Annotated in this window: 26 protein-coding genes; 12 read left to right on the forward strand and 14 right to left on the reverse strand. The window is 72.2% G+C overall.

The window, feature by feature from the left end; translation table 11 throughout:
• Positions 1-342 precede the first annotated feature (342 nt).
• Positions 343-684: a hypothetical protein gene (locus ACERZO_RS11730; protein ID WP_372664622.1), complete on the reverse strand. Its 342-nt coding sequence runs from the start codon at positions 682-684 to the stop codon at positions 343-345.
• A gap of 122 nt (positions 685-806) precedes the next feature.
• A complete protein-coding gene (locus tag ACERZO_RS11735; RefSeq protein ID WP_372664623.1) occupies positions 807-1,820 on the reverse strand; it encodes a DNA topoisomerase IB in 1,014 nt (337 codons plus the stop codon).
• Between the two features lie 96 nt (positions 1,821-1,916).
• Here ACERZO_RS11735 and ACERZO_RS11740 point away from each other — a divergent pair, with 96 nt between their 5' ends.
• Positions 1,917-2,711, forward strand: coding sequence for an SDR family NAD(P)-dependent oxidoreductase (locus ACERZO_RS11740; protein WP_372664624.1), 795 nt, complete (start codon positions 1,917-1,919; stop codon positions 2,709-2,711).
• A complete protein-coding gene (locus ACERZO_RS11745) occupies positions 2,708-3,223 on the forward strand; it encodes a DUF1360 domain-containing protein (RefSeq protein ID WP_372664625.1) in 516 nt (171 codons plus the stop codon). Before ACERZO_RS11740 ends, ACERZO_RS11745 begins: the two co-directional genes overlap by 4 nt.
• A 76-nt stretch (positions 3,224-3,299) precedes the next feature.
• Here the strand turns inward: ACERZO_RS11745 and ACERZO_RS11750 are convergent, their stop codons facing one another.
• Complete coding sequence (locus tag ACERZO_RS11750) at positions 3,300-4,802, reverse strand: FAD-dependent oxidoreductase (protein ID WP_372664626.1); 1,503 nt, start codon at positions 4,800-4,802, stop codon at positions 3,300-3,302.
• 84 nt (positions 4,803-4,886) lie between these two features.
• Here ACERZO_RS11750 and ACERZO_RS11755 point away from each other — a divergent pair, with 84 nt between their 5' ends.
• The 4 genes from ACERZO_RS11755 (at position 4,887) to ACERZO_RS11770 (ending at position 9,891) form a co-directional block, all read left to right on the forward strand.
• Complete coding sequence (locus ACERZO_RS11755) at positions 4,887-6,161, forward strand: ATP-grasp domain-containing protein (protein ID WP_372664627.1); 1,275 nt, start codon at positions 4,887-4,889, stop codon at positions 6,159-6,161.
• 81 nt (positions 6,162-6,242) lie between these two features.
• The gene (locus ACERZO_RS11760; RefSeq protein ID WP_372664628.1) at positions 6,243-7,259 is read left to right on the forward strand and encodes a chemotaxis protein CheB; all 1,017 of its coding nucleotides are present in this window, start codon (positions 6,243-6,245) and stop codon (positions 7,257-7,259) included.
• The gene (locus ACERZO_RS11765; protein ID WP_372664629.1) at positions 7,256-8,026 is read left to right on the forward strand and encodes an ATP-binding protein; all 771 of its coding nucleotides are present in this window, start codon (positions 7,256-7,258) and stop codon (positions 8,024-8,026) included. The genes ACERZO_RS11760 and ACERZO_RS11765 overlap by 4 nt, the downstream gene beginning before the upstream one ends.
• Positions 8,027-8,037: 11 nt before the next feature.
• The gene (locus ACERZO_RS11770) at positions 8,038-9,891 is read left to right on the forward strand and encodes a CheR family methyltransferase (RefSeq protein WP_372664630.1); all 1,854 of its coding nucleotides are present in this window, start codon (positions 8,038-8,040) and stop codon (positions 9,889-9,891) included.
• Between the two features lie 46 nt (positions 9,892-9,937).
• On the opposite strand, the gene ACERZO_RS11775 is transcribed toward ACERZO_RS11770, so the two are convergent.
• Positions 9,938-10,093: a hypothetical protein gene (locus ACERZO_RS11775; protein WP_372664631.1), complete on the reverse strand. Its 156-nt coding sequence runs from the start codon at positions 10,091-10,093 to the stop codon at positions 9,938-9,940.
• Positions 10,094-10,256: 163 nt separating this feature from the next.
• Between ACERZO_RS11775 and ACERZO_RS11780 the strand changes: the two genes are divergently transcribed.
• Together ACERZO_RS11780 and ACERZO_RS11785 are read left to right on the forward strand one after the other, a co-directional pair.
• On the forward strand, positions 10,257-10,967 hold the full coding sequence (locus ACERZO_RS11780; protein WP_372664632.1) for a methyltransferase: 711 nt from the start codon (positions 10,257-10,259) through the stop codon (positions 10,965-10,967).
• Complete coding sequence (locus ACERZO_RS11785; protein ID WP_372664633.1) at positions 10,954-11,166, forward strand: CDGSH iron-sulfur domain-containing protein; 213 nt, start codon at positions 10,954-10,956, stop codon at positions 11,164-11,166. The genes ACERZO_RS11780 and ACERZO_RS11785 overlap by 14 nt, the downstream gene beginning before the upstream one ends.
• Here the strand turns inward: ACERZO_RS11785 and ACERZO_RS11790 are convergent.
• Both ACERZO_RS11790 and ACERZO_RS11795 read right to left on the reverse strand, forming a co-directional pair.
• Positions 11,148-12,149, reverse strand: coding sequence for an iron-containing redox enzyme family protein (locus ACERZO_RS11790; RefSeq protein WP_372664634.1), 1,002 nt, complete (start codon positions 12,147-12,149; stop codon positions 11,148-11,150). The two genes, ACERZO_RS11785 and ACERZO_RS11790, sit on opposite strands and share 19 nt — an antisense overlap.
• 9 nt (positions 12,150-12,158) lie before the next feature.
• A complete protein-coding gene (locus ACERZO_RS11795; RefSeq protein ID WP_372664635.1) occupies positions 12,159-13,292 on the reverse strand; it encodes a carboxylate-amine ligase in 1,134 nt (377 codons plus the stop codon).
• 114 nt (positions 13,293-13,406) lie between these two features.
• Between ACERZO_RS11795 and ACERZO_RS11800 the strand changes: the two genes are divergently transcribed.
• On the forward strand, positions 13,407-13,802 hold the full coding sequence (locus ACERZO_RS11800; protein ID WP_372664636.1) for an STAS domain-containing protein: 396 nt from the start codon (positions 13,407-13,409) through the stop codon (positions 13,800-13,802).
• On the opposite strand, the gene ACERZO_RS11805 is transcribed toward ACERZO_RS11800, so the two are convergent.
• Entirely contained in the window at positions 13,799-14,887 is a 1,089-nt protein-coding gene (locus ACERZO_RS11805; protein ID WP_372664637.1) for a carboxylate-amine ligase, read from the reverse strand. The genes ACERZO_RS11800 and ACERZO_RS11805 overlap by 4 nt on opposite strands.
• 98 nt (positions 14,888-14,985) lie before the next feature.
• Between ACERZO_RS11805 and ACERZO_RS11810 the strand changes: the two genes are divergently transcribed.
• Both ACERZO_RS11810 and ACERZO_RS11815 read left to right on the forward strand, forming a co-directional pair.
• Positions 14,986-15,345 (forward strand): hypothetical protein, encoded by a 360-nt coding sequence (locus tag ACERZO_RS11810; RefSeq protein ID WP_372664638.1) that lies wholly within the window; start codon positions 14,986-14,988, stop codon positions 15,343-15,345.
• An 8-nt stretch (positions 15,346-15,353) separates the two neighbouring features.
• Positions 15,354-15,833, forward strand: a complete 480-nt coding sequence (locus ACERZO_RS11815; protein ID WP_372664639.1) for a hemerythrin domain-containing protein — start codon at positions 15,354-15,356, stop codon at positions 15,831-15,833.
• Here the strand turns inward: ACERZO_RS11815 and ACERZO_RS11820 are convergent.
• Positions 15,830-17,290, reverse strand: coding sequence for an aminotransferase class I/II-fold pyridoxal phosphate-dependent enzyme (locus ACERZO_RS11820; protein ID WP_372664640.1), 1,461 nt, complete (start codon positions 17,288-17,290; stop codon positions 15,830-15,832). The two genes, ACERZO_RS11815 and ACERZO_RS11820, sit on opposite strands and share 4 nt — an antisense overlap.
• Before the next feature lie 80 nt (positions 17,291-17,370).
• Between ACERZO_RS11820 and ACERZO_RS11825 the strand changes: the two genes are divergently transcribed.
• A complete protein-coding gene (locus ACERZO_RS11825) occupies positions 17,371-18,558 on the forward strand; it encodes an amidohydrolase (RefSeq protein ID WP_372664641.1) in 1,188 nt (395 codons plus the stop codon).
• Here the strand turns inward: ACERZO_RS11825 and ACERZO_RS11830 are convergent.
• From ACERZO_RS11830 to ACERZO_RS11855, 6 genes are read right to left on the reverse strand one after another with little or no spacing between them, the layout of a single operon-like run.
• Positions 18,509-19,447, reverse strand: a complete 939-nt coding sequence (locus ACERZO_RS11830; protein ID WP_372664642.1) for an alpha/beta hydrolase — start codon at positions 19,445-19,447, stop codon at positions 18,509-18,511. The genes ACERZO_RS11825 and ACERZO_RS11830 overlap by 50 nt on opposite strands.
• 51 nt (positions 19,448-19,498) lie before the next feature.
• A complete protein-coding gene (locus ACERZO_RS11835) occupies positions 19,499-20,395 on the reverse strand; it encodes a TauD/TfdA dioxygenase family protein (RefSeq protein WP_372664643.1) in 897 nt (298 codons plus the stop codon).
• Complete coding sequence (locus ACERZO_RS11840; protein WP_372664644.1) at positions 20,392-21,705, reverse strand: LLM class flavin-dependent oxidoreductase; 1,314 nt, start codon at positions 21,703-21,705, stop codon at positions 20,392-20,394. The genes ACERZO_RS11835 and ACERZO_RS11840 overlap by 4 nt, the downstream gene beginning before the upstream one ends.
• Entirely contained in the window at positions 21,702-22,544 is an 843-nt protein-coding gene (locus ACERZO_RS11845) for an ABC transporter permease (RefSeq protein WP_372664645.1), read from the reverse strand. Before ACERZO_RS11845 ends, ACERZO_RS11840 begins: the two co-directional genes overlap by 4 nt.
• On the reverse strand, positions 22,541-23,314 hold the full coding sequence (locus ACERZO_RS11850; protein ID WP_372664646.1) for an ABC transporter ATP-binding protein: 774 nt from the start codon (positions 23,312-23,314) through the stop codon (positions 22,541-22,543). Before ACERZO_RS11850 ends, ACERZO_RS11845 begins: the two co-directional genes overlap by 4 nt.
• Entirely contained in the window at positions 23,311-24,330 is a 1,020-nt protein-coding gene (locus ACERZO_RS11855) for an ABC transporter substrate-binding protein (protein ID WP_372664647.1), read from the reverse strand. Before ACERZO_RS11855 ends, ACERZO_RS11850 begins: the two co-directional genes overlap by 4 nt.
• Positions 24,331-24,411 lie beyond the last annotated feature (81 nt).

The raw sequence follows: 24,411 nt of genomic DNA on the forward strand, positions 1-24,411 counted from the left end.
ATCAAGCCCAGGGCTTCGGAGGTCTTGAATGAGTCATTCAGGTCTTGGGAAGTCTTGAATGACTCATTCAAGACCTTTGGGCGAGCCGCTGGGGCCAGTCGACTCGCGCGGCAAAGTTCCTTGCCGCCGCAACCGGCCCTTCCTGCCCCGCCAGCTGGCTACCGGCGGCTCTTCGCGCAACCGGCCCTTCCGGCCCCGCTAGCCGGCTACCGGCGGCTCTCCGTGCAACGGGCCCTTCTGGTTTCGCCACCCGGCAACCGGCGGGCTCTTCGCGCAACTGGCCCTTCCGGCCCCGCCAGCTGGCAACCGGCGGGCTCTCCGCACAACCAGCCACCGAGAGTCTCAGCTTTCCGCGGGCTCCGCGGCACACCGGCGCCACCGAACCTGGTCCCCAGCCGGATCGGCGTGCCAAACAGCCGTCCCCTCGGACTCCCAGGTGGGCACCAGCCGTCCGGTCACGACCCGTCCGCGGGCCACCTGGCCGAACAACTCGACGCCGTCGGCTCGCCGGGCCGCCGGAATCCACGCCGGGAACCTCGTCCGCGGCAGTTTCCGCTCGACCCACTCGCGCGCCGATCCCTCGCTGCCGTGCTCGGACTCGACGATGCTCGACACCGGGCCGTCGCCGCCGACCGTCAGGCCGATCGACGCGCGCCAGCGCACGGGGGAAGCGTCGGGGTTCATCGGTCCCAGGTTCCCGGAAGACCGCGTCCGCGGGCCAGTACACGGACGGGTGGATCGCAGTTCACTCACCGTGTCTCCTGTCACTCGACTGGGGAGGTCTTCCCCGTCCGGGTGATCTTCAATCACGCGCGGCTGAGCAACCGCGCGCACGCCTTCTCCAGCACCGCTCGCGCGTCGTCGCCCTCGAGGCGCGCGGCCCGCTTCGCCGCCGCCGAGATCGTGCGCTCGTCGCGGTAGGCCTCCACCAGTCGCGGGTCCACATAGGACGAACGGCACACCGCCGGCGTGTTGCCGAGCGCCTTCGAGACCTCCTTCATCACCCCGGACTCCGCGCGCTTGGCCGCGGCCTTCGACGCCGGCGCCTCGGCCGCGGCGAACGCGGCCGCGGCCAGCACCGTCGCGTTCCACGTCCGCAGGTCCTTCGCCGTGCAGTCGTCGCCGGCCAGCTCCTTGAACCGCTCGTTGATGTCGGCCGCGTGCACCTCGTGCCAGGTGCGGCCCTCGCGGTAGACGAGCAGCCGGTCGCTGCCGGACTTGCTGCGCAGCAGCGACTTCACCACCGACGCCAGCGCGGCGTCCCGGATCGCCACTTCGCGGTCGAGACCGCCTTTGGCGACGTAGCAGAACCGGCATTCGTCGCCGCGGACCGACGCGTGGGAACGCAGGAGCGTCGCGACGCCGTGGGTGCCGTTCTCCTCCGCGTACTCCTCGCCGCCGGTGCGGAAGATCCCCCGGTCGAGCATCCGCAGCGCCGCCGCGAGCACCCGCTTCCGGGTGAGGCCGGACCCGGCGAGGTCGTCCTCGACCGACGCCCGCCACGACGGCAGCCGGCGCGCCATCGCCAGCACGCGGTCGTGCTTCTCCTCGTCGCGGTCCCGGCGCCACTGCTCGTGGTAGAGGTACTGCCGCCGCCCGGCGTCGTCGGTGCCGACGGCCTGGACGTGCCCGTTGGGGTAGGGGCAGATCCACACGTTCCGCCAGGCGGGCGGGATGACCAGGCCCTTGATCCGGTCGAGCAGCTCCGGGTCGGCGACCGGCGAGCCATCGGGCATGGCGTAGGAGAAGCCCCGGCCGCGGCGGATCCGCCGGATGCCGGGGCCGCGCAGGTCGCTGCGGCGGAGTCTGGTGCGTCCCATCGCCGCGAAATACCCGCCCGGCGAACCGGGAAACCATGATTGCCCGGCGGCGGGCCGGGTACGCCGGGGGGAGCCAACCGGAAGGGAGTGCCTCGCATGAGCACCGCCACCAAGCCACTGGCCGTCGTCACCGGCGCCTCCAGCGGGATCGGGCTCGAGCTGGCGAAGCAGTTCGCCCGGCACGACTTCGACCTCGTGCTCGCCGCCGAAGACGGGGAACTGGCCGCGGCCGCCGACCAGGTCCGCGCCTGCGGCGCCCGGGTCGAGGCGGTCCGGACCGACCTGGCCGCCGCCGACGGGGTCGAGGAGCTCGTCCGGCACCTCGACGGCCGCCCGGTCGAGGCGCTGGCCGTCAACGCCGGGGTCGGCATCAACGGCGAGTTCGCCGGCGACACCCTCCTGGAAGACCAGCTGACCGTCGTGGACCTCAACGTGCGCTCGGCCGTGCACCTCACCAAGCGGGTCGTGCCCGGCATGGTCGGCCGCGGTCACGGGCGGGTGCTGTTCACCTCCTCGATCGCCGGCACGTCCCCGGCGCCCTACCAGGCGGTCTACGCCGCGTCGAAAGCGTTCCTGACGTCGTTCTCCGAAGGCCTGCGGGCCGAAGTGAAGGACAAGGGCGTCACCGTGACGGCGATGCTGCCCGGCCCGGTCGACACCGAGTTCTTCGAACGCGCGGACATGGAAGACACGAAGATCGCCGCCGGGGACAAGGACTCGCCCGCCGAGATCGCCGAGGCCGGCTACGAAGCCCTCATGAACGGCGAGGACAAGATCGTGCCCGGCGCGGCGAAGAACAAGGTCCAGGCGGCCGCTTCCCGCGTGCTGCCGGACCAGGCCAAGGCGAAGCAGCAGGGCAAGATGATGAAGCCCGGATCGGCGGAGGAATGAGCGTGGTCAAGGAGAAGGCGAAGCGGGTGCAGCGCGGCTACGCCGGCGACGCCGACCGCCCGCTGGCCGGGTACCTCGGGGTGATGGGCGCCTACGGCACCCTCGTCGGCGGGCTGACCGCGGTGGGCCGCGTCCTCGGCAAGCGGCTGCCCAGCCGGTTCGGCGCCGGCGACACCGTGCTGCTGGGCACGGCGACGTTCAAGGCCAGCCGCCTGCTGGCCAAGGATGCCGTGACCAGCCCGCTGCGCGCGCCGTTCACGCGCTACGAAGAGCCGGCCGGCGACGACGAGCTGAACGAGTCCGTGCCCGCGAAAGGCCACGTCGAGCACGCGCTCGGCGAGCTGCTGACGTGCCCGTTCTGCCTGAACGTGTGGGTCGGCACCGGGCTGGCGGCGGGCCTGGTCATCGCACCCCGGCCGACCCGCCTGGCGGCGACGGTCCTGACGGCCGTGGGCGTCGCCGACGCGCTGCACCTGCTCTACGACGCAGGCAAGAAGCTGGCGTCCGGCTGACCGGCGTCTTCACGGGACCGGGCCGGCCACGCGCCCGGCGGGAGAGGGCCAGCGTCCTCCAGCTCGGGCAAACCGCTCAGGTGGGTCCACGCCGCAGCGGGCGGACCGCGGGCCCCTGCACGACTTCGCCGTCCACGCCGAACCGCGAGCCGTGGCAGGGGCAGTCCCAGGTCTTCTCCGCGTCGTTGAACGAGACCAGGCAGCCCAGGTGCGTGCAGTGCGCGCCGACCGTGTGCAGCTGCCCGGCTTCGTCGCGGTGCGCCGCGACGAGCTCGCCGCCGACGCGGACGACCTCGGCGTCACCCGGCGCGAGGTCGTCGAGCTTCTCCGACCGCCACAGCGCCGCCACGTGGTCGCCGATCAGGTACTTCGCGACGGTCAGGTTGTCCTCGGCCACCCCGAGCACCGAGCGGGCGTCGAAGCGGTTGGGGTCGAACAGGTCCGCGGCCGGGTGCGGCTCATCGAGGATCCGCGCGGCGAGCACGTGCCCCGCGGCGGTGCCGCCGGTCATGCCCCACTGGCCGAACCCGGTGGCCACCCACAGGTTCTTCGTCCCCGGCAGGTACCGGCCGACGTACGGCAACAGGTCCACAGTGGACAGGTCGTGCGCGGACCAGCGGTGGGTGACCCGGTGCAGGCCCGCGTGCGCGTCCGCCCAGTCCGCGAGCCGCCCGTACCGGCGCTCGACGTGCACGTGCGCCCCGACGCGGTAGTGCTCGCCGCCGGCGATCACCATCGGCGTGCCGGCCTCGGTGTACCCGCGCACGGAGTGGTGCGTGTCCGCGTCGAGGAACATGCCCTGCGGTGCCGCGTTCCCGGCCGCCGGACCCGCCACGACGAGGTCGCGGATCGGCTCGAGCCGGGCGAAGTACAGGCCGCGGTCGAGGACGGGGTAGTGGGTGGCGACGACGACCTCGCCGGCCGCGACGTCGCCGCGCGAGGTGCGGACGGTCTGCCCGTTCAGCGCGGTCGCCCGGGCGTTCTCGACGACCGTGCCGCCCGCGCGCTCGACTTCGGCGGCCAGCCCCAGCAGCCAGCGGCGCGGGTGGAAGTGCGCCTGCCCGGTCGTCCGGACGGCGCCGAGCGCGGGCACGTCGAGAGCGACGTCCGTGGTGAACGACGCGGACAGGCCCGCCGCGGCGGCGGCTTCCGCCTCGTGCTTGAGCGAGTCGACGGTCTTCTCCCGCGTCGTGTACACGTAGCTGTCCGCGCGGGTGAAGCCGCAGTCGATGCCGAGGTCGGCCGCGGTGGCGGCGATCCACTCGAGGGCCGCGGTCTGCGTCTTGGCGTAGGTCTGCGCCGCTTTCTCGCCGTGCCTGGAGGCCAGGTCCGCGTACTTGGCGCCGTGCTGGGCACTGACCTTCGCGGTGGTGTGGCCGGACACCCCGGCGGCGACCCGGTCCGCTTCCAGCACGACGACCGAGCGGCCGCCGCGGGCGAGCAGGAGGGCGGTGGTGAGCCCGGCGATGCCCGCGCCCAGCACCGCGACGTCGGCCGACTCCGGGACCGGCACGCCGGTGCGGTCCGGCGCGGGAGCGGTCTCGACCCACAGGGAAAGCGGTTCGGGCAGAGCGGTCATGCGCGCGGGGTGCCCGTTCCCGGCGGCCCGAAACTCGGCCGTCCGGACCGTTTCGGCCCAGGGGTGCCGGGTAGGCCCAACGTCATGAGTACCAACATCTTCGTAGTGGGACTGGACGAGGAGAACGAGCGCGTTCTGCGGAGACTGCCGTGGGCCGGCGCCTACGAGTTCCACGGTTTGCTGACCCCCGAGGAACTGCAGCACGGCGACATCGACTTCGAAGCGCTGCTGAAGACCGCGCAGCACCAGCTCGACGCCTTCGACGGCGACGTCGGCGCGATCGTCACCTACTGGGACTTCCCGGCGGCGACGCTCGTCCCGATCCTGTGCGCCCGCTACGGTCTCCCCAGCCTCTCGCTGGAGGCGGTGCTGAAGTGCGAACACAAGTACTGGAGCCGGCTGGAGCAGCGGAAGGTGATCGACGAGCTGCCGAACTTCGGCGTCGTCGACCTCGACGACGAGCACCCGGCCCCGCCGCGCGGGGTCGGCTTCCCGATGTGGCTCAAGCCGGTCAAGTCGTTCTCCTCCGAACTCGCCTTCAAAGCCGGCGACGAGGCCGAGTTCGCCGACGCCGTCGCCGAGATCCGCGCCGGCGTCGGCCGCGTGGGCGAGCCGTTCGGGTACGTGCTCGACCAAGTGCAGCTGCCGCCGGAGATCGCCCAGGTCGGCGGAGCCGCCTGCCTGGCCGAAGAAGCCCTGCACGGCGTCCAGGCGGCCGTGGAGGGCTACGTCTACCACGGCGAGGTCGTCGTCTACGGCGCCCTCGACTCGATCAACTACCCGGAGAGCTCGTCGTTCCTGCGCCACCAGTACCCGTCCCAGCTGGGGGAGGAGCCCGTGCAGCGGATGCGCGACGTGGCCGAGCGGGTGATGCGGCAGATCGGCTACGACAACGGCACCTTCAGCATCGAGTTCTTCTGCGACCCCGAATCCGGCCAGGTCGCCCTGCTGGAGATCAACCCGCGGCACTCGCAGTCGCACGCCGAGCTGTTCGAGTTCGTCGACGGCGTCGCCAACCACGAGATCATGGTGCGCCTGGGCCTCGGCCAGGATCCCGGCCGCCGGCCCAGCAAGGGCAAGTACCAGATCGCGGGGAAGTGGTACCTGCGCCGCTTCGAAGACGGCGTCGTCACGCGCGTGCCGAGCCGGGAAGAGATCGCGGCGATCGAAGACCGGATCGACGGCACGCAGATCGAGATCGTGCCGGCGGCCGGGCAGCGGCTTTCGGAGCTGCCGGAGCAGGACAGCTACAGCTTCGAGCTGGCTCAGCTGTTCGTGGCGGCGCACACCGAGCACGAGATGACGCAGAAGTACCAGGCGTGCGTGGACGCCCTGCGGTTCGAGTTCGACGAAGGGTGACGGCCGGGTTTCGACGAGCACCGGGTGGGCTACCCGGGGACCGGGGTGAGGTCTACCGTGGTTCGCGAGGAGGTGGTCACCGTGCCCGCAGTCCGGCGGGACGTCGTGGTCGCCGGGGCGTCGGCCGGCGGGGTGGAGGCGCTGCGCGCGTTGGTGCGCTCGCTGCCCGCCGACTTTCCCGCCACGCTGCTGGTGTGCATGCACCTGTCGCCGGGTGCGCGCAGCGCGCTGCCCCAGATCCTCGACCGGGCCGGCCCGCTCCCGGCCCTGCCGGCCACCCACGGCGCGCCACTGCGGCCGGGCGTGATCTACGTGGCACCGCCCGACCGGCACCTGCTCACCGACGACGGTTCGGTGATCCTCACCCAGGGCCCGACGGAGAACGGGCACCGCCCGGCCATCAACGCCACGTTCCGCTCGGCGGCGGTGACGGCCGGGCCGCGCACGATCGGCGTCATCTTGTCGGGCACCCTCGACGACGGTGCCGCGGGGCTGCGCGCGATCGTCGAATGCGGCGGCCTTGCCGTCGTGCAGGACCCGGCGGACGCGATCTACTCGGGCATGCCGGAGAGCGCGCTGGCCGCGGTCGACGCGGAGTTCGTCCTGCCCGCGAGCGAGCTCGGCGCGGCGCTGGACAAGCTGACCCGGGTCCCGCTGGACCAGTCCGCCGAGCCGACGCCGTCGCCCGCGCTGCTGCTCGAGGACCGGATCGCCCGCGACGGCGTGCGGCTGGGCGCCGTGCTGCCCGGCGCCGAGCTGCCGCCGTCCGGCTACACCTGCCCGGACTGCCAGGGCACCCTGCTCGAGGTCGACCGGGCCGGGCAGTACCGGTGCCGGATCGGGCACGCGTGGTCGGCCGAAGCCCTGCTGGGCGCCCACGACACCGAGTTCCAGCGGGCGTTGTGGACGGCACTGCGTTCGCTCGACGAGAAGGCCGGGCTGGCGGAGCGCCTGCACAAGGAGTCGAAGCACCGCCACCACGGCCTGCTCGCCGACCGGTACGCCGTCACGGCGAAGGAATGCACCACGGCCGCGGAGACGCTGCGCAAGTTCCTGCTGTCGCTGTCGACGGACGGCCGGGAGGAGGCCGGGCCGTGAGCGCGGCGGCCGGCCGGGTCCACCTCGAGCCGAGCTACCGCGCGAGCGCGACGACCGCGCTGGTCACGGGGGTCCTCGACATCGAGTCCTATCCCCAGCTGCGCGACGGGCTGCTCAAGATCGCCGCGGAGTCCCCCGACGGGCTCATCGCGGACATCGACGGGCTGACCATCCACGACCCGGCGCTGGTGACCGTGTTCTCGCTGGTCGCCATGCGGATCGGGGACTGGCCGGGCATCCCCTTCAGCGTCGTCACCGGCCGGGCCGAGCACCGGACGATGTTCTCCGACCGGACGGTCGACCGGTTCGTGCCGGTGCTCGGCGACCGCGAAACCGCCGAGGACCGGCTGCTGGTGCCGCCGCGCCGTCGCGCAGTGCAGCTGCTGACCCGGTCGGCGAACTCGTCGGCGCTCGCCCGTGATTTCGTCCGCCGTGTCTGTATCGAGTGGACCGTGCCGGAGCTGGCCGACGACGCCCTGCTGGTGGTGACGGAGTTCGTCGAGAACGTCATCCAGCACACCGGCTCCACCCCACGGGTGCGGCTGGAGCTGCGGCGTGGCCTGCTGAGCGTCGCGGTGAGCGACGACGATCAGAAGCAGGCGATCCTGCTCGAGCGGCTCGGTGCCCTCGAACCGGGCCTCGGCCTGCGGATGGTCGCCCAGGTCGCGAAGGTCTGGGGCTGCAACCGGTCGTGGTCCGGCGGCAAGGTCGTCTGGGCGGTCCTCCCCGGGCGTGCCGCTCCGTCCGGTGACCGCCGCGGCGGGTAGCGTGTCGGACCGTGACCGAGCCCAAGGAGCCGAACGGCGAATTCGAGTCGGTGCTCGCCTACCTGAAGGAGTCGCGGGGCTTCGACTTCACCGGGTACAAGCGGAGCAGCCTGATGCGGCGGGTCCGCCGGCGGATGAGCCAGATCGGCACCGACAGCTACACCGACTACATCGACCAGCTCCAGGTGAACGCCGAGGAGTTCGTGTCGTTGTTCAACACGATCCTGATCAACGTCACCGGGTTCTTCCGCGACCCCGACGCCTGGAACTACCTGCGTGAGCACGTGCTGCCCGGGCTGCTGGCCGAGCGCAGCCCGGAGGAACCGATCCGGGTGTGGAGCGCCGGCTGTGCGGGCGGCCAGGAGGCCTACAGCCTCGCCATGCTGTTCGCCGACACCATCGGCATCGACGCGTTCCGCCAGCGGGTCAAGATCTACGCCACCGACGTCGACGAAGAGGCGCTGGCGCAGGCGCGGCACGCGGCCTACACGCCCGCCGAGGTCGAGGGCCTGACCGAGGAGCAGCTCGAGCAGTACTTCGAGCTGCAAGGCAGCCGGTACTGCTTCCGCAAGGACCTGCGCCGCTCGGTGATCTTCGGCCGCAACGACCTGGTGCAGGACGCGCCGATCTCGCGCATCGACCTCCTGGTCTGCCGCAACACGCTGATGTACTTCAACGCCGAGACGCAGACGAAGATCCTCGAGCGGTTCCACTTCGCGCTGGCGCCCAAGGGCATGCTGTTCCTCGGCAAGGCCGAGATGCTGCTTTCGCACGCCCGGATCTTCGAACCCCTCGACCTCAAGCGCCGCGTTTTCCGCAAGGCCGTCAACGCCCCGGTCAGCTACAACCACTTCGTCTCGACGGGCTTCCCGCAGCGCCGGACCCGCGACATCTCCGGGCTGGACGAGCTGCGCGAACACGCCTTCTCGGCGAGCCCGGTGGCGCAGATCGTGGTGACCGAGGACGAGGTCACCGCGCTCGTCAACGCGCAGGCGGAGGTCGCGTTCGGACTGTCCGAACGCGACATCGGCCGGCCCCTGCGCGACCTCGACGTCTCCTACCGCCCGGTGGCGCTGCGCGCATACGTCGAGCAGGCGCGGCTGGAGCGGCGGTCACTGCGGATCAAGGACGTCGAGTGGCGCCGGGCCGGCGAGGTCGTCTGGTACGAGGTGCACGTCAACCCGCTGGTGGGCAAGGAGAAGAAGCTCCTCGGCGTGTCGGTGGTGTTCCACGACGTCAGCTGGGCGCGGCAGCTGCTCACCGAGCTGGAGCACACGAACCGCCAGCTGGAGTCGGCCTACGAAGAACTGCAGTCGACGAACGAAGAGCTGGAGACGACCAACGAGGAGCTCCAGTCCACAGTGGAGGAACTGGAGACCACGAACGAAGAGCTCCAGTCCACCAACGAAGAGCTGGAGACGATGAACGAAGAACTCCAGTCGACCAACGACGAGCTCCAGACGATCAACGACGCCCTGCGTGAGCGCAGCCTCGACCTCGACGAGGTCAACGAGTTCTTCGAGTCGGTGCTGACCTCGGTCCAGGCGGGCATCGTGGTGGTCGACCGCGAGATGCGGGTCAAGGCGTGGAACCGCGGCGCCGAGGACCTGTGGGGCGTGCGCCGCGAGGAAGCCGAGGGCACGCACCTGCTCAACCTGGACATCGGGCTCCCGCTGACGGAGCTGCGGCCGGCGGTCCGCGACGCGCTCGCGGACGCCACCTTCCACACCGAGGTCACGCTGGAGGCGATCAACCGCCGCGGCCGGGCGACGGTGGTGCACTTGCGTTGCAGCGCGCTGCGGAGCGCGAACGGCGAGAGCCAGGGCGCGCTGCTGATGATGGAGGAGACCACGCCGGCGACGTAGCTGGTTCCGGCCGGAGTGGCGGGGAGAAATCCGCGCAGTTGCCGGGTCAGCCGGACTGCGGGTCGCTGTCGTCGTGCTCGTCGCCGCTCGACGTGCCCTGCTCGCCGCGCAGGGTTTCCCGCTGGGCCTCGGGGGTGTCGCCGTGCGGGTCTTCGCCCTCGGCCGGATCGGTCGGGTGCTGAGTGCGGTCTTGCGACGTCATTTCGGATCCTCCTCCTGGGTTTCTTTCGGATGCGGTTACCCCGCGGCCCGCCGTTCAACCACCCGTTGCTGATCCGTTTGCGCCGATCTTCGCCGGGTAGCCGGGGTCGACGCGGTTGTCCGCCGGCGAGTGCGCCGGGCCGCGGCGAGTGAAGGAGACCGAGATGACCACGTCGGCGGAACCCGTCCGCCCGGGCCCCTTGGCCGCCCGGCCCGTCGTTCTCCGGCCCGTCCCGCGGCTGCTGCGGCTCCCGGGCGTCTACCGCCCCCAGGAGGACACAGCGCTGCTCGCCGCGGCGATCGGCGACCTCGCGATCCCGCCCGGCGCGCGGGCCCTCGACCTCTGCACGGGCACCGGCGCCCAGGCGCTCACGCTCGCGCGTCGCGGCGCGGAAACCGTGCTGGCGCTGGACCTTTCCCGCCGCGCGCTCGCGTCGGTCCGCCTCAACGCCCTCACCCGGGGCCTGCGGATCCGGCCCCGCCGCGGCGACCTCACGACGGCGCTGGGGGAGGGGCCGTTCGACGTCGTCGTCGCGAACCCGCCGTACGTGCCCGCCCCGGCCGCGACGGTCCGCTCGACCCGCGGCTGGGACGCGGGCCCCGACGGCCGCGCCGTCCTCGACCCGCTCTGCGCCCGGGCGCGCACGCTCCTGCGACCCGGCGGGACGATGCTGATCGTCCACTCCGCACTGTCCGATGTGGACAAGTCGCTGAGGATGCTCAGCGCTCAGGGGCTGAGTGCCGAGGTGGTCCGGCGCGCCCGCATCCCGTTCGGTCCGGTCCTCTCCGGACGGACGGAGTTCCTGGAGGCCGCCGGCCTGATCGAGCCGGGGCAGCGGATGGAGGAACTGGTGGTGCTGCGTGCCGAACGCTGACCGTCCCCGCCGCGTCACCGTCGTCCCGGGTGGACCGGTCCTCGTCGAAGGACCGGTCGAGCTGTGCACCCCGGACGGCGAGGTCGTCACGTCCGACCGGTTCGTCGTCGCGGTGTGCGCGTGCCGCCGGAGCAAGCGGTTCCCCTTCTGCGACACGAGCCACCGCAAACGCGTCCGGGCTCAGCCCGCCGACGGCTGACGCAGCGAAGACCGCCCGGCGCGCCAGCTCTCCAGCAGCCGGGCACCGAACCGGCCTTCGAGGAACTCCGTCGCCTGGATCCCGAACACGACGTCGGCGGCCAGCCCGGGCTCCTGCTCGAGCAGGTCGCCGAGCACGTCGTGGCGCATCACCTGCTCGTGGACGGCGTCCGCCTCGATGTGCTCGGTGAAGAAGAACCGGCACGCTTCGGGCGCGTCGAGCCGTCGCAACGCCTGGTCCAGCCGCGTCGCGGACGGCGCCGTGGTGATCTCCGCCGCCGCGAAGTGGCCGCACAGCGCGCCCCGCAGCGACCGGTGCAGGCCGAACATCGACATCATGTTGACCACGGCGAGCATCGTGCCCGGCACCCGGTCGATCAGCTCGAGGTACCCGTCCGGCAGGCCCGCCGCGCGCAGCAGGTCCGCGTACAGGCGGGCGTGCGCGAGCTCCGCGCGACCACCGCCGAACTCGTCGAACTCCACCGCCACCAGCGCCGCCTTGGCCCGGCCGCGCAGCCGCGGGATCACCCAGGCGTGCGGGTCCGCTTCCTTGTGGTGGTAGATCGAGCGGTGCGTGAAGTACTCCCGCATCTGGTCCCAGCCGCCGTGGTCGCGCAGGAAGTGCGACACCCCTTCGGCGTCCAGGGGTTCGACGAGCAGGGCGTCGAGCTCGGCGGTGACGTCCTCGCCGCCCGGCACGTTTTCCCGCAGCGCGGCCAGGAACCGCGCCTCCAGCGCCCCGCGCAGCCGCAGCAGCTCCGGGTCCCACTCCCAGTCGGGCGAGACACCCGGCAGGCCCTGGTAGTGCAGCTCGTAGCACAGGTGCAGCGCGAGCTGGAGGTCGTCGCCGAGCGGGTCGGCGTCCGCGAGGCCGTCGAAACCCAGGTCCGCACGCGGCTGTGCCCGCAGCAACGTCTGCAGGACGGTCTCCGAAAGCGGACCGCGGGACGCCGGCAGGGTGGCAGCGGCGGTGAAGGTCGTCATGGCCGGGGTTTACCCGGTCAGCCGCGTTCCATGCCCGGCCGGCACGGTCCGCGCGGTGAGCCACCGCACCGCCTCCGCCGTCCCGCGCCCGGCGACCGCGCGCTGCTGCACCGAACCGGTTCCGTCGGCGCGCAGCGCCGCGACGAGCGCCTGGACCTCCGCCAGGTCCCCGCTGTCCTCGAGCGCCGTGCGGACGTGGTCCAGCAGCGCTTCGACCCGCGACCACGCCGGGTGGCGCGTCCCTTCGAGCGGGTCGACCAGCGGGCCGGCGAGCCCGTGGCGCGCCGCGGCCCAGACCGCCGCCGCGGCGACCTGCGGGGACAGCGGGGCGGCTTCGCGCCCGGCGGCGAGGTCGGCCAGGGCCCGCCGCACGAGCGCCCGGCTCAGCAGGGCCTGCAGCACGGCGTGGTCGACGGTCAGCGCGGTGTCGGCGACGCGGAACTCCACGGTCGGGAAGCGACCGGAGACCCGCGCCAGCCAGAACGTCTGGTCCGGGTCGACGAGCGCGCCGCAGTCGACGAGCGTGTCGACCGCCTGCCGGTATTCGGTGTGGTCGCGCAGGTGCGGTGCGACGCCGGAGCCGGGGAAGCGGGACTGCAGGACCATCCGCCAGCTGTGGTAGCCGGTGTCCCGGCCGTGGTCGAACGGCGCGTTGGCCGACAGCGCGAGCAGGGTGGGCAGCCAGCGGCCGAGGTGGTTGACGACCGCGACCGCGGTGTCGGGATCGGCGACCCCGACGTGGACGTGGCAGCCGCAGGCTTCGTAGTCGGCGACCAGCGCGCCGTAGGCGGCGTCGATGTCGGCGTAGCGGCCGGTGGCCGCGGGCGGCGGCGTGGCCGGTCCGGGCCCCACCGGCGTCCCGGTGGCCAGCAGCGCGCAGTCTTCGGCGGCGGCCGCGCCGGCGAGCACCCGCCGGGCGGCCGTCAGCTGGTCACGCAGCTCGCCGGCGGTGGTGCAGACGCCGCTGGCGGCCTCGATCTGGGTGAGCCGCAACTCGCGGTGCACCCGGACGCCGTCCGGCAGCGGGCCGTGGTGGCGGTACCGCGCCAGCACCGGCTCCGCGCCCGGCGACGCGTGCCCGGTGCGGGGGTTGACCAGCAGGAACTCCTCTTCGACGCCCATCGTGGGCGGGCCGTCGGACATGGGCGGGCTCCTTCCGCGCGGGCGCTCGGCGGCGGTTACCCGTTCGGCGGCCGGAAATGCGCCTGGGCCCGGCCGTTGTTTGGCCGTCGACGTGCGAGGGGTACCTCACTTCCCATGACGACCGATTCCCGGCGCGGAGAGGCCAGGACCGCCTCTCCGGCCCACCAGCTGCCCTCTCCGCGTGCTCCCGCCGACCTGCACAGCGAGGTCCGGTGGAAGAGCGCCGACGCGATCGTCGTCGAGGTGGCGGGCGACATCGACGCGTGCACGGCGCCGGACCTGGAAGAAACCCTGGTCGCGCACGTTCTCGCGCGGCCCGCCGCCCTCCGGGTCGACCTCGGCGAAGTCTCCTTCCTCGGCACGGCCGGCATCCGGGCGCTCCAGCGGGCACACCTGCTGGCCGACGACGCCGGGGTGCACCTCGTGGTGGACGCCGGCCGGTCCCGTGCCGTGGGGCGCGCGCTGGACCTGCTGGGCCGGCTGGGCGCCGACCCGCTCCCGAAGTCCTAGCCCCCACCGGTCAGCAGGTCGACGACCGCTTCCGCCCGGTTCTTCTCCGCGAAGGCCCGCCGCTGCCGGTCGGCGCCGCCGCCCTCGGCCACCAGCCGGGCCACGCCCTCGCGCGCGAAGTCCAGGTCGCCCGCCGCCGCCAGCGCGGGGGTGGTCACCGTGATCAGGTCGTCGAGCACCGCCTTCACCGGCTCCAGGTCGCCCGTCCGGGGGTGCGGGCACGTGCCGGTCACGCCTTCTTTCGAGGCCCGCCAGAGCCGGCCGCGCAGCACCTCGTTCGACAGCTCCGGCGCCGGCCCGTCTTCCGCCAGCGCGGTCGCGACGAGCCCGCGGGCCAGCACCCCCAGCAGCACCGTTTCCGCCGGCGTCGCGGCGACGTCGGAGATGCGGAACTCCAGCGTCGGCTGCTTCTCCGAGAGCCGGACGTCCCAGTAGATCATCGCGCGGTCCAGGATCGCGCCGCTGCGCAGCCAGCCGTCGACGATGCTCTCGTACTCGTCGAGGGAGGCGAACCGCGGCGGCGGCCCGGCCGAGGGCCACCGGCTCCACTGGTGGTAGCGCCAGCTGGCGTAACCGGTGTCGTAGCCGTCGACGATCGCCGAGTTCGCGGTGATCGTCAGCAGCGCGGGCAGCCACGGCCGGACGTGGTTGAGCACGTCGATCCCGCGCGCCTTGTCGGGGATCGCGACGTGCACGTGGCAGCCGCAGGTGAGCGAAGTCCACGCGGTGGCCCCGAAGTGCTCGGCCATCCGCTGGTAGCGCGGGTTCGGCGTGATCCGCGGCGGCTCGGTTTCGGCCAGCGGGGGCGCGCCGGCGGGCAGCAGCCGGTAGCCGCGCGCCCGGGCCGCGTTGGCCAGGTCTTCGCGCAGGCCGCTCAGCTGGCGCAGGGCCTCGGCGTGCGTACTGCACACGTCGGTGGCGGCTTCGGCCTGCGACAGGTTCAGTTCGTGTTGCAGCTCGCCTTGGACGTCCTCGGCGGCTTCCGCGGCGTCGACGACGTCGTCGCCGGCTTGCGAAAGGTGACCACGCCGGTCGACGACGAAGAATTCCTCTTCGATGCCGAAGGTCAGCACGTCTGGGTTCACCGGGGTTTCTCCTGCGGGTCGGGGAGCCGGGGGAATACCCGGGCGGATGCCTGCGCAAACGGCGTTTTCCCGGGCGGGGAGCGGGTAACCGGGCGCTCATGGACGCTCCCACGCCGTCACTGCTGGCCGCCGACGCCGGAGCCACCGTGCGCCGGCTGGCCCGCTGCGTCGGCGACGGCGAGCTCGACTCACCCGCCGAGATGTACCGCGTGCTGGGCGCCCTGCGGCTGCTCGCGGACGACCTGACCCACCTGCTGCCGGCCCTGCAGGGCCGGTTGGAGGAGGGCCTGCTGTCCGGCCGGGTGACCGGCCACGGCGGCGGCGACGCCGTCGCGGCGACGTGGGACGCGGTGGGCGCCGTCGGCCGGGCACTGACCCACGCCCGGACCGTGGCCCTGCTGATGACGAAGGAACTGCAGAACGCCCAGGTCCCGCTGCGGGACCTGGCCGCACCGTGAGGACACCGATGTCGACCGACGCGATCGTGCTGCTCAAGAACGACCACAAGACCGTGGAGAAGCTGTTCAAGGAGTTCGAGAAAGCGGGTGAGGAGGCGTACGCCGAGAAGCGGCGGCTCGCCGACTCGATCATCGAAGAGCTGACCGTCCACGCGTACATCGAGGAGGAGATCTTCTACCCGGCCGCGCGCGAAGCCGTGCCGGAGACGAAGGACCACGTCCTGGAAAGCGTGGAGGAGCACCACGTCGTCGTGTGGATGCTGTCCGAGCTGGTCGGCATGGACCCGAAGGACGAGACCTTCGACGCGAAGGTGACGGTGCTGACCGAGAACGTCCGCCACCACGTCGAAGAGGAAGAAGACGAGTGGTTCCCGGAGGTTCGCTCGGCGATGGGCCGCAAGCGGCTGCAGGAGCTGGGGCAGCGGATGCTCGACGCCCGCGGCGACGCGCCCAAGAACCCGTTGGAACTCAAGAGCGCCAAGGCTTAGCCGCGCGCCACGACCCGGACCGACGCCAGCTCGGAGTCGGCCGGGTCGGGCAGTTCCATGCCCGCCTCCAACCCGCTGCGCAGGTAGTCCAGGATCGGCTCGGTGATCACCTCGCCCGGCAGCACCCCCGGCGCTCCCGGCGGGTACGGCGTGATCATCTCCGCCGCGATCCGGCCCGCGGCCTCGCCCACCGGCACCTGCTCGGTCCGGCCGAAGAACGCGTCACGCGGCAGCATCGCCGTCTCCAGCTCGAACTCGTGCGGAGGCGGGATCTCGACCTTCGGCGGCTTCTCGAACGACGGCGCGGCCTTCAGCAACGCACCGAGTGCGTCGACCAGCGTGGCCGCCGTGCCCTCGTCGTCGGAATGGGTGAACTGGGCCACCGTCCGGCGGTGGTCCGACAGGCCGACGGTGACGTGCCGGTGCTCGCGCAGCCAGTCGGCCGCCTGGTAGCCGCTGATGCCCAGCGGGTCCAGGTCGAGCACGACCTTGAGCGGGTCGACGGAGTCCGCGAGGTCCGGGCCGAGGAACTCGTCGTGCAGCACGGTGAACCCCAGCTCGCCCAGCCGGCCGCGCACCGACGTCACCAGCCGCAGCGCCCCGTCGAGCAACTGCTCTCCTTGCTCGGCCATCTGCCGCCGCCACCCGTCGAGGGCCGCGTAGACCAGTGAACTGGGGCTGGTCGTGCCGAGCAGGTCCTCGCGCGCCTTCAGCACGGCGGGGTCGACCCGGTCGCCCTGCAGGTGGAACACCGAGCTCTGCTCGACCGCGGCACCCATCTTGTGCACGCTCGTGACGCACACGTCGGCGCCCGCGTCCATGCCCCACGGCGGCAGGCCGTCGTGGAAGGGCAGGTGCGCGCCCCACGCCTCGTCCACGATCAGCGGGATCCCGTGCCCGTGGCACCAGTCGGCGACCGCGCGGATGTCACCGCACGTGCCGTAGTCGGTCGGGGTCACCATCAGCGCGCCCTTGACGTCGGAGTCGCGCTCGTAGGCCTCCGCGAACTCCTCGACGCCCGGCGGGTGGGTCATCTTCAGGTCGGCGTCCCAGTGCGGCCGTACCCACACGGGTCGCACGCCGCTGACGATCAGGCCGGAGATGACCGACTTGTGGACGTGCCGCGGCACCAGCAGCTTCTCGTGCGGGCCGGCGACCGCGAGCATCGCGCTCTTCACCGACAACGAGCTGCCACAGGTCGAGAAGAACGTGTGTTCGGCGCCGACCGCGTCGGCCATCAGCCGCTGGGCCTCGGCCAGGACGCCCTGGCGCATCAGCCGGTCGTCGAGGCCGTTGAGCGCGATGACGTCGGACTTGAACACGTCGGCGCCGACGACGTCGAGGACCCGCGGGTCGATGCCCCGGCCCTGCTTGTGGCCGGGCGCGTTGAACGGGACGTACCCGATGCGGTGGTAGTCGCGAAGCGCTTCGAGCACCGGTGCCTTGCTGTGGTCCATTCCGCGCGGGTAGCCGGAAGCCGGCCGGGTGAAACACCCCCACTGGTGTGACCGTGCGTGGTAGGGGTATTCCCGTGGGCATGGAGTGGCACGAAGAGCTGCACGAGCGGGCCGACGAGCGGATCGGGTCGCTGGCCGACCGGCTGTGGGCGGTCGCGACGGCACTGCACGAGCGGCCGGAACTGTCCTATGAGGAGCACGCGGCCGCCGAGCGGCTGACCGGGGAGCTGGCCGCGGACGGGTTCGCCGTGGAGACCGGCGTCGCCGGCCTGCCCACGGCGTTCGTCGCGCGGGCCGGGAGCGGGCGGCCGTGCGTGGCGCTGCTGCTGGAGTACGACGCGCTGCCGGGGCTCGGCCACGCGTGCGGGCACAACCTGATCGCCGCGGCCGGGCTCGGGGCCGCGCTGGCGGCGCGCGAGGTGCTGGCGGACGGCCCGGGATCGCTGCTCGCGGTGGGCTGCCCGGCCGAGGAGCGCGGCGGGGGCAAGGTGGCGCTGGCCGAGGCGGGCGTCTTCGACGACGTCGACGCGGCCCTGATGGTCCACCCCGGCGTGCACTCGTGGTCGTGGGCCCCGCTGACCGCGCAGGTCGAGCTCAAGGTGACCTTCCACGGCCGCGCGGCCCACCCGACCGGCGACCCGGAGGCCGGCATCGACGCCCTGGCCGCGTTGATCCAGGCGTTCGGCGCGGTGTCGGCCCTGCGCCAGCGGCTCCCGGCGGGTTCGCACGTCCAGGGCATCATCACCCACGGCGGCGACGCCACGAACATCGTCCCCGACCGTGCCGAAGGCCGCTTCGGCCTCCGCGCGCTGACGACCGACGCGCTGGACCGGCTGGCCGAGGACGTCGCGACGTGCGCCCAAGGCGCGGCCCTGGCGACGGGGGCGAAGGTCGACGTCGAACGCCTCGGCCGCGGTTACGCGCACTTCCGCGACAACCCGGTGCTGTCGGAGCGGTTCACCGAGCACCTGGCGGCGTGCGGGATCCACGCGACCCCACCGGCGCCGGGGGTGTTCCTGGGGTCGTCGGACATCGGCGACGTGAGCGTCCGGGTCCCGGCGATCCACCCGTTCGTGGCGATCACGGCGGAGGAGTACTCCGACCACACGGCGGAGTTCGCGGCGGCGGCGGCGAGCCCGCGCGGCCGGTCGGCGATGCTGGCCTCGGCGGCGGCGCTGGCCCGGACGGCGATCGACCTGCGCACGCACCCGGCGCTGGTCAGCCGGGTGTGGGACTGCTTCCGGGACCTGGAGCGGAACGGCCACTGACCGGCGGGCGGCGCAGGAGCCGCTCGACGTGGTTCATCGCCTCGACGCCTTCCGGGATCGCCTGCATGAGCCAGTTGTGGAACATCCCGCCGTACTCGCGGTAGTCGACCTCGGTCCCGGCTTCCCGCGCGCGGGCGCGGAACCGGCGGCAGTCCGGCAGCAGCACGTCCCGCGTCCCGATGAACAGCGTGATCGGCGCCAGCCCGGCCGGGTCGGCGTGGACCGGGCTGACCAGCGGGTCGCGCGGATCCGTGCCCTCGGCGTACATCCGGCCCGCTTCGCGCAGCCCGGCGATGCCGAGCATCGGGTCGGTCTCGTCGAGCAGTTCCGACACCGGGTCCTCCAGCAGGACGTCCAGCCACGGCGAGTACAGGATCAGCCGTTCGGGCTGCGGCCGGCCGTCGGCCCGCAGGTTCTGCGCGATCGCCAGTGCCAGCGCGCCGCCCGCGGAGTCGCCGGAAACCACGACGCGCTCGGCCTCGATCCCGTCGTAGGCGGCCTGGACCATCGGGATCGTCGCGGTGTGGTCGTGGTGCGGCACCAGCGGGTACACCGGCAGGGTCACCGCGCAGCCGAGCCGTGCCACCAGGTCGGCGGCGTACTTCCATTGGTGCTTCTCGACCTGCTCGACGTACCCGCCGCCGTGCAGGTGCAGGACGTGCAGGTCGCTCGAAGCGCCGCCGCGCGGCCGGAAGGTGAAGCAGGGGAAGCCGTGTACCTCGTGCCGTTCCACCTCGCACCGCCGCTCGACTCGCCGCGGCGGCCGGGCCATCGACGGCTTCTGGTGCCGGGGCAGCCGGTGGTGCAGCGCCGACGCGTTGTCGTAGAACCGTTTCTGGCCCGACGCCCGCAGCAACCCCATCCTGACCTTCGCCTGCACACTGACCACCACGCACTCCTTCCCGTCCGGGCCCGGGTACCCGGGCCCGGACGGGAATAACTAGGCGACGGAGGTGTAGTGCGACGCGTCACCCTCGAGCGATTCGCTGGCCCGCCCGTCGACGCCCACCGGGACGTCGCCGGCCACCGTGACGCGGTTGAGGCGCCGGGGGAGGCCGTCGTAGTTGTCGATCGCGTAGTGCTGGGTGATCCGGTTGTCGAACAGCACCAGCTGGTTCGGCTCCCACGCCACGCGCACCACGTTCTCCGGCCGCGTCACGTAGGACTGCAGCAGCCGCAGCAGGTCCCGCGACTCGGCGACCGACAGGCCCTCGATGCGCTGCGCGAACCCGCCGATGAACAGGCCGCGCTCGCCGGTCGCCGGGTGCACCCGCACCACCGGGTGCACCGTCCGGTACTTGCGCGAGACGAACTGGGCCCGGCGCGCCTGCTCCTGCTCGTCCACCGTCTCCGGCGGCTGGACGTAGTCGTAGTCGTTGGTGTGCACCGCCCGCAGCGTGTCGGCGAACGCCCGCAGCGGCTCCGGCAGGTCCCGGTAGGCCGCGGCCGCGTTGGCGATCAGCGTCTCCCCGCCGTAGGGCGGCACCACCAGGCTGCGCAGCGTGCTGGCCTTGGGCGGGTTGAGCACGAACGTGACGTCGGTGTGCCAGTGGTTGGCCCGGCCGCGCTCGCTGTCCACCGGCAGGATCGCCGGGGCACCGTCGACGGCGGGCACGGTCGGGTGCGCCTTGGTCAGCTCGCCGAAGCGCGCGGCGAACCGCTGCTGGCCCTCGTCGTCGAGCTCGGTGTTGCGGAACACCAGCGCCTTGTGCTCGTGCAGGGCGTCGGCGAGGAACGCGACCTGGGACGCGTCGAGCTCCCCGGCCGGGTCGAGGCCGATGATCTCGGCGCCGATGTTCCCGGTGATCTTGCGGACGTCGGTGCTGATCGCGGTCATGCGGGCTCCTTCACTCGGTTGCGGTTGACGGGCCGCGCGAGGCCGTAGTGCTCGCGCAAGGTGGTGCCGGAGTACTCGGTGCGGAAGAGGCCGCGCCGCTGCAGCTCCGGGACGACGAGGTCGACGAAGTCGTCGAGCCCACCGGGCAGGGTGGGAGGCATGACGTTGAAGCCGTCGGCGGCGCCGCCGGTGAACCAGGCCTCCAGCTCGTCGGCGACCTGGACCGGCGTCCCGGCGAAGACGCGGTGCCCGCGCCCGCCCGCCAGCCGTTCGAGGAGCTGCCGGATGGTGAGGTCCTCGCGCCGGGCCAGGCCGACGACCAGCTCGAACCGGCTCTGGCCGCCCTCGGTGAAGCTGCCGACGTCCGGCAGCGGACCGTCGAGCGGGTACCCGGTGACGTCGTGGTCGAGCATCTTCGACAGCTGCCGCAGCCCGTAGTCCGGCGTGATCAGCGCGTTCAGTTCGGCTTCGCGTTCGCGGGCTTCGGCCTCGGTGCGGCCGAGAACGGGGGAGATGCCGGGCAGGATCTTGATCTCGTCCGGTGTCCGGCCGTACTTGGCGAGCCGGCCCTTGACGTCGTCGTAGAACGCCTTGCCCTCGGCGAAGGTCTGCTGCGCGGTGAAGACGGCTTCGGCGTGCCGGGCCGCGTACTCCTTGCCGGTCTCCGACGAGCCGGCCTGCACGAGCAGCGGGTGGCCCTGGACCGGGCGTTCGATGTTGAGCGGCCCGCGGACCTGGAAGTGCTCGCCGTCGTGCGCGATGGCCCGGATCCGGTCGGTGTCGGCGTAGACGCCGGTCTCGCGGTCGACGAGCGCGGCGTCGTCGTCCCAGCTGTCCCACAGCTTCTTGACGACCTCGATGAACTCCTCGGCCCGCTCGTAGCGCGCCGAGTGGGCCGGCCGCTTGGCCAGGTTGAAGTTCCGGGCTTCGTCGACGCCGGCCGAAGTGACGATGTTCCAGCCCGCCCGGCCACCGGAGAGGTGGTCGAGCGAGGCGAACTTGCGCGCCAGGTGGTAGGGCTCGTTGTAGGTCGTCGACGCCGTCGCGATGAGTCCGATGTGGACTGTGCTCGCCGCGAGGGCCGACAGCAGCGTCAAAGGCTCGAAGTGGCTGTGGGAGTTGTGCTTGACGTTGCCCCACAACGCGACGCCGTCGGCGAGGAAGAGCGAGTCGAGCTTGCCGCGTTCGGCGGTCCGGGCGATGTCGGCGTAGTGCTGGAGGGTCCGTGCCCGGTGCGGGTCGGTCGACGGGTGCCGCCAGGCGGCCTCGTGGTGGCCGTTCGGCATCACGAACGCGTTGAGGTGCATCATGCTTTCTCCTTGGGACGCCAGGTCGAGAACCGCCGTTCGAGGCCGACGAAGCCGGCGTTGACGAGCACGCCGAGCACCGAGACCGCGATGATCCCGGCGTACATCTGCTGGATCTGGAAGTTCACCTGGCTGGTGTTGATGAGGTAGCCGAGCCCGGCCTTCGCGCCGACCATCTCGGCCGCCACCAGCACCAGGATCGAGTAGGACGCCGCCATCCGGATGCCGGTGAAGACGGTCGGCACGGCCGAGGGCAGGATCACCTTCCGGAACAGCCGCGGGCTGGACAGCCCGAGCGAGCGGGCCGCCTTCACCAGCAGCGGGTCGACGGTGTTGACGCCGGCGATCGTGTTGAGCAGCACCGGCCACACGCAGGCGTAGACGACCAAGGTCACCTTGGACAGTTCGCCGATGCCCAGCAGCAGCGTGAACACCGGCAGCAGCGCCAGCGCGGCGGTGTTGCGGGCCAGTTCGAGCAGCGGCTGCAGGAACCGCGCCACCGGCCGGTACCAGCCGATCAGCAGCCCCAGCGGCACCGCGACCGCGACGGCGATCGCGAACCCGGCGGCCGACCGGCCGATGCTGGCCAGCAGGTGGTCGGCGAGCTGTCCGTCCAGGGTGAGCTCCCAGAGCGCCTGCAGGTCCTCCGACAGCGGCGGGAGGAACGTGCGGGTGCCCTCGTCGAGGACGAACCGGGGGACCAGCTCCCACAGCAGGACGAACAGCACGACCGCGGCGGACGCGTGCACCGCGCGCGTGAGCTTCTTCCGGACCCACCGCGGCTTCGGTGACCGAAGGTCCGGTCCGATGTGGACGGACGGCTTCTCGAGGGTGGTGGTCATCCGGCCGCGCTCCGTTCGTGTTCGGCCGCCTTGCGGACCTCGTCGTGCAGCAGTTCCCAGAGCCGGTGCCGCTGCCGCCCGAACGCCGGGTCGGAGCGGACGTCACCGGAGCGGTCGCCGAGCTCGATGTCGACGACGGCCTTGAGCCGCCCGGGCCGGGACGTCAGCACGGCCACCCGCTGTCCCAGGTAGACGGCTTCGTCGATGCCGTGGGTGATGAAGACGATCGTCTTGCCGGTGCGGCGCCAGATCCGCAGCAGCTCGTCCTGCAGCTGCTCGCGGGTCTGGGCGTCGAGGGCGGCGAACGGCTCGTCCATCAGCAGCACGGCGGGGTCGTAGGCGAGGCTGCGGGCGATCGCGACCCGCTGCTTCATCCCGCCGGACAGCTCGTGCGGGTAGCGGTCTTCGAAGCCGGAAAGCCCGACCAGGGACAGGTATTCCCGCGCCCGCTCGGCCCGCTCGCGCTTGCCGAGCGGGCCGCCTTCGAGGCCGAACTCGACGTTGGCGCGCGCGGTGCGCCACGGGAACAGCGCGTACTGCTGGAAGACGACCCCGCGGTCGAGCCCGGGGCCGCGCACCGGTTCGCCGTCGATGCGGACTTCACCGGACGTCGGGGTGGTGAGCCCGCCGAGGAGGTCGAGCAGCGTCGACTTGCCCGAGCCGCTCGGCCCGACCAGGGAGAGGAAGGTGCCGTCGGCGACGTCGAGGGAGACCTCGTCGAGAGCGGTGAGCGCGCCGAAGGTCTTGGTGACCGCCCGGATGCTGATCACTTGGTCACCGCCGGGGCGCCGTCGCGGTAGGGGTTGAACTCGTTGGTGTAGAGCTTCGAGGTGTCGATCCGGTCGCCCTTGATGTAGCCCTGCTGCTTGAGCCACGGCTCCCAGAGCGTGTAGTCCTTGTCGGCGATGAGGCCGCCGCGGGTGACGCCGACGCTCTTCCAGTACTTGAGCGTGTCGGTGTTCTCGTTGCGCCCGCGGGCCTGGATGATCTTGGTGAAGCGGGCGATCACCTGCTCGCGCGGGGTGGTGCGCTCCCACTCGATCGCCTTCGCGACGGCGGAGACGAAGATCTTCGTGGTCTCGGGGTACTTCTTGATGAAGTCGGTGCGCAGCACGTACGGCCCGCCGTTGTACGGCCCGAACGCCTTGACGTCGCTGAAGAGCGACCGGACGCCGCCCACGGCGAGGGCGTGGTCCTGCAGGATCCCCTGCAGCGCGACGACGTCGAGCTGGCCGTTGCGCAGGGCCTGCTCGGCGTTCACCGGCGGGATGACGACGAGCTGCACCTGCTTGATCTCGTCGTCCGACAGGCCCTGGCCCTTGAGCCAGGTGTCGAGCGCGGCCTCGAGGTTCGCACCCGCGGTGTTGACGCCGACCTTCTTGCCGATCAGGTCGCGGGCGGTCCGGATCGGACTGTCCTCTTTGGTGTAGTAGCCGATGAACGCCTTGTCGTCGGAGCCGTAGTAGTTGACGACCGCTTTGATCGGCGCGCCGGCTTCGGCGAGCTTGACGACCGCGCCGGTGAAGGCGCCGCCGAAGTCGGTCTGGTCGGTGGCCGCGGACTGGATGTCCTGTGGGCCGCTGATCGTGTTGCCGACCCACTTCAGCTTGACCGGGCCGAAGTAGCCCAGGTCTTCGGCGAGTTCGGGCAGCGTCACGGCGTTGGCGCTGCCCTGGTAGCGCAGTTCGAGTTTCTCCGGCTGCCCGGGCGTGCCGGTCGCCGTCGCCGACGCGCACCCGGCGAGCAGGAGCGCGGCGGCGGCCAGGAGGGGCAGGGTTTTCTTCACGGTGGTTTCGTCCGTTCCGGGAGTCGGTGGGGATGCACCGATTGTTCGGGCCCACCGGCCGGACGGTCAATTTTGCGAGTT

Source organism: Amycolatopsis kentuckyensis (genome assembly GCF_041679295.1).
GTDB classification, from domain to species: Bacteria; Actinomycetota; Actinomycetes; order Mycobacteriales; family Pseudonocardiaceae; genus Amycolatopsis; species Amycolatopsis kentuckyensis_A.